Raw genomic sequence first — 1,096 nt, forward strand, 5'->3', positions numbered from 1 at the left:
AAGTAGTCACAATAGATTTAGTAGAATTATAAGGAAGTGAATAGAGTGTTACAGAGCTTGTTAGATCCTAAAATGGATTTTATATTTAAGAATATTTTTGGTTCAGAAAAGCATCCAGATATATTAATATCCTTTCTAAATGCTACATTGAAACCAAAGTATCCAATTGTGAAGGTTAATATTAAAAATACTGATTTAGAAAAAGAATATATTAAAGATAAATTTTCAAGATTAGATGTTAATGCTACAACTAGTAGTAATGAAATAATTAATATAGAAATACAGGTTAAAAATGAATTTAATATGATAAAGCGTAGTCTTTACTACTGGAGTAAACTATACGAAGGACAGCTTAATGAGGGAGATGATTATTCAGACCTTAAAAGAACTGTTTGTATAAATATATCATTATTTAAATACTTAAATAATGATATATTTCATAATGCTTATAGATTAAAAGAAATAGAGGTAAATGAAGAACTAACAGATGTTTTAGAAATTCATTTTATAGAAATTCCTAAACTTAAGGATAATAGTGATGAAAGAGATATGCTAGTAGCTTGGATAGAATTCTTAAAAAATCCTGAAAGTGAAAAGGTAAGAGCTTTAGAGATGTCAGTAAAAGAAATAAGAGAAGCTAAAAATGAACTTATTAAAATTAGCTGTGATGAAAAACAAAGAGCATTATATGAACTAAGAGCTAAAGCATTAAAAGATGAAACAAGTGCATTAAATAAAGCTAAGCGTGAAGGAAAAGAAGAAGGTCTTAAGGAAGGTCTTAAAGAAGGGAAAGAAAAAGGAATTAAAGAAGGAATAGAAGCGGTTGCTAGAAATTTACTAGATGTTTTAGATAATGAAACTATTGCCTTAAAAACTGGGTTAACAGTGGATGAAATAAATCAGCTTAGAAAGTAGTCACAATAGATTTAGTAGAATTATAAGGAAGTGAATAGAGTGTTACAGAGCTTATTAGATCCTAAAATGGATTTTATATTTAAGAATATTTTTGGTTCAGAAAAGCATCCAGATATATTAATATCTTTTCTAAATGCTACTTTAAAACCAAAGTATCCAATTGTGAAGGTTAATATTAAAA

At 26.6% G+C, this 1,096-nt stretch carries 2 protein-coding genes; both read left to right on the forward strand.

What is annotated here, in order from left to right; all coding sequences use genetic code 11:
- Positions 1–45 precede the first annotated feature (45 nt).
- On the forward strand, positions 46–915 hold the full coding sequence (locus GBZ86_RS16130) for an Rpn family recombination-promoting nuclease/putative transposase (protein ID WP_327445297.1): 870 nt from the start codon (positions 46–48) through the stop codon (positions 913–915).
- Positions 916–981: 66 nt separating this feature from the next.
- A partial coding sequence (locus GBZ86_RS16135) for a PD-(D/E)XK nuclease family transposase (protein WP_207707478.1) occupies positions 982–1,096 on the forward strand: 115 nt, incomplete at its 3' end.

The sequence above is a fragment of the Clostridium tarantellae genome (assembly GCF_009295725.1).
In the GTDB taxonomy this organism is placed as follows: domain Bacteria; phylum Bacillota; class Clostridia; order Clostridiales; family Clostridiaceae; genus Sarcina; species Sarcina tarantellae.